Annotated in this window: 2 protein-coding genes; both read left to right on the forward strand. The window is 67.2% G+C overall.

What is annotated here, in order from left to right; all coding sequences use genetic code 11:
• The first annotated feature begins 114 nt into the window (after positions 1-114).
• Positions 115-1170, forward strand: a complete 1056-nt coding sequence (locus HF877_RS21050) for a tyrosine-type recombinase/integrase (protein WP_169623144.1) — start codon at positions 115-117, stop codon at positions 1168-1170.
• Positions 1167-3122 (forward strand): tyrosine-type recombinase/integrase, encoded by a 1956-nt coding sequence (locus HF877_RS21055; RefSeq protein WP_240952875.1) that lies wholly within the window; start codon positions 1167-1169, stop codon positions 3120-3122. The genes HF877_RS21050 and HF877_RS21055 overlap by 4 nt, the downstream gene beginning before the upstream one ends.
• Positions 3123-3168: the final 46 nt, after the last annotated feature.

Genomic DNA, 3168 nt, shown 5'->3' on the forward strand with positions numbered 1-3168 from the left:
TATCGGTTAACCGGCTCTCTCACGACACGATCATGGTTGCGGCGTGAGGTCCGGAGCCGCCGGCGATGAGGGGCGCATGCTGGCAGTGTCGGCTCGATCGAGAAGGAGCAGGCGATGACTCTTCGGGTGCGCGCCAGCGGTGACGGCTATGCGATCGACGGTGAGTGGGAAGGCTGCGCGGCGGCGAACGCGTTCCTGACACATCTCGCCGGACGCGGGTTCAGCGCGGCGACGGTGCGGGCGTATGCGTTCGACGTGCTCAACTTGGCCCGGTTCCTTCTCGACCGCGACCTCGGGTTGGCGGCGGTGACGCCGGTGACGGTGTTCGAGTGGATCGACTGGCAGGACGTGCGCCGCGAAACCCGCCACGGCACGGCGAGAAAGATCGGTCGAGGCACGGCGGCGTCGACGATCAACCGGCGGGTCGCAGCGATACGGGCGTTGTTCGAATACCTGGTGATGACCGGGGTGCGCGCCGACAATCCGGTGCCGACCCCGCGGCGCGGGCAGGGCCTGCGACCGGCGGCTCAGGGACTGCTCGGACATCTCGGGCCGGGTCGACCGCGGGCTGGGGGCCGGCTGGTGCGCCAACCGCGACTGCTGCCCGAATCCCTCGACGCCGACGCGGTGGAGCAGTTCGTGGCGTCGTTGCGCACTCATCGGGATCGAGCGATGGTGTGGGCGATGCTGTTCGGGGGTCTGCGCAGCGCCGAGGTGCGATCCCTGCGGCTGGCAGACGTCGATTTCGGTCGACGACGACTCCGGGTGCTCGGCAAAGGTTCGAAGGAGCGGGTGGTGCCGGTCGATGCGGTGTTCTTCACCGAACTCTCGGCCTATCTGCGACTCGAACGGCCACCGGGGTTGGCGACGCAAGAGTGTTTCGTGGTGCTGCGCGGCCCCACCCACGGGTCGCCGGTCACCGAGGCCGGACTGCGGTCGCTGTTCCGGCGGCACCGGGAGCTGTCCGGCGCGACGCGGGTGCGTCCGCACCGGCTGCGCCACACCTACGGAACCGAACTGGCCTCTGCCGGAATCGATCTGATGGTGCTGCGGGAGTTGATGGGGCACGTGTCTCCGGAAACCACCGCCGGATACGTGCATCTGTCGGTCGCGCAGCTCGCCGCCGAATACGGTGCGGCCCGCGCCAGCCTCGCCGGGACACGACAATGACCACCCCCGCGCTCGCAATGGTCGATCCGCTGGCCGACCCGGATGCGGTGTTGGCCGATTACCTCGAGCACGTTGCCGCCCTGGGTCTCAGCGGTAGGTCGGTGCGCGCTCGCACCCTCATCGCGACCACCTTCCTCACCTCGCATCCGGACCTGCAGGACTGGATGACCCGACCGGCAGCCGAACGGCTCATCGAACTGCGCCGCACCGGGGCGTGGCCGCTGCTGTGTCACCTCATCGGACGCGGCGACCTGCGGCTGGACCTCGAACTTGCGGCCGTCAAGAACCTCACCGGTCTCGGCCGAGCCGTCGAGGACCGCGACCCGGACGGGTTCGCCGCCGTCCGGGCCGCCGGGCTGGCCTTGGGCTGGACACCGCAATGGATCGAGACGGTCCTGGGTGAATGTCTGGCGGTGCTGCTCGCCTGGCACGGCGGACTCGTCAGCGACATCACCGACGGCACCGTCGACGAATTCGACGCTGCATTGGCTGCAACACAGTCGATTCCGGCAACGTCTCGTCGCGCCTACCGCAACCGGATTGCGGGGCTGCGACAGATGCTGTTTCAGGCCCGCATCGTCGACACACCACCACGGCGCCGGCGGTGGGCCCGCAGTTACGCTCAACGCTTCGCCGAGGTTCCGATGGCCGACGCGATTCGCGCAACATTGCTGCGTTACGTCACCGTCCGGGCATCGGTGCTGCGTCCGAAATCCGTCGAATCCTTGATCAACGACTTGCTGCCGTTCGCGGACTACCTCACCACCGCTCATCCCGAGGTCACGTCCCTCGAGGATCTCGACCGCAGTCACATCGAGGGTTTCCTCGTCTGGAACCGCACCCGCACCTGGCGTGGGCAACGCGCCGCTTCCGGCGCCGGACGCATCATCTCGAAGGCCGTGATCCAATCGACGGTGCTGAGCGTGCGCAACCTGCTCGACGACATCACCGAATGGGGTTGGGAGCAGGCCCCACCGCGCCGTCTGGTTTTCGCCGTCGACGTCCCCAAACTCGATCAACCGCTTCCGCGGGCCCTGCCGCCCGACATCGATGTTGCAGTGATGAATGCGGTCTCTGGGCTGGATGATTCGTTCGCTCGTATCGGGCTGACCGTGCTCCGCGGAGCTGGTCTGCGGGTCGGGGAGCTACTCGACCTCGAACTTGGCAGCGTCATCGACTACGGTCCCGCCGGCACCTGGTTGAAGGTTCCGTTGGGCAAGCTCGCCACCGAACGCATGGTCCCGCTCTCGGTCGCCACCATCGCCGCGTTGGACGAGTGGACCACCGGGCGTGGTATCTGCCGGCCGCTGCCGCACCCCCGCACCGGAGCATTGACCGATTTCCTGTTCGTCGCGCACGGTCGCCGTCTCAGCCAGACCCGGCTGCGCAACGGACTGATCGCTGCCGTCGAGACTTGCGGACTGCGTGGGGCCGGGGGTGCGCCGTTGGTGGTGACCCCGCATCAGCTGCGGCATACGTGGGCTACCGAACTCGCGAACGCCGGGATGAGCCTGCAGGCGTTGATGGCGTTGCTCGGGCACGTCACCCCGCAAATGACTTTGCGTTACGCCACTTTGGCTTCACCGACGTTGCGTGATGCCTACGACCAGGCGATGGGCAAGATGCGGCGGCGGTTCACTCTCACCCCGGTTGGCAAACCGATCGTCCCCGATGCCGTGATTTGGCTTGGCAGCGAGATGCTCAAAACTCGTGTTGCTCATGGCTACTGTTCCCGTCACGAGAGCGCGGGTGCGTGTCCCTATGCCAACATCTGCGAGACCTGCGACAACTTCGTCACCGGACCGGAGTTCCGCGACGCGCTCGAGGCGCAACGCACCGACGTCGAGGCACTCGAGGTCGATGCCCGCGACCGAGGATGGCCCGATGAAGCGGCCCGTCACCATCGCGTCGCTGACGCGTTGACCGACCACCTGCAGCGGCTCGACCGCTGACCCAAATCGGCAATCAGGGGTTGATCCGACCCTGAGGGCCGGATAA

Source organism: Rhodococcus sp. BL-253-APC-6A1W, from assembly GCF_012843405.1.
In the GTDB taxonomy this organism is placed as follows: Bacteria; Actinomycetota; Actinomycetes; order Mycobacteriales; family Mycobacteriaceae; genus Rhodococcus.

Excerpts from the sequence above, each read along its gene's own strand:
- HF877_RS21050 (WP_169623144.1), top strand. The coding sequence starts at position 115 with ATGACTCTTCGGGTGCGCGCCAGCGGTGACGGCTATGCGATCGACGGT.
- HF877_RS21055 (WP_240952875.1), top strand. The coding sequence starts at position 1,167 with ATGACCACCCCCGCGCTCGCAATGGTCGATCCGCTGGCCGACCCGGAT.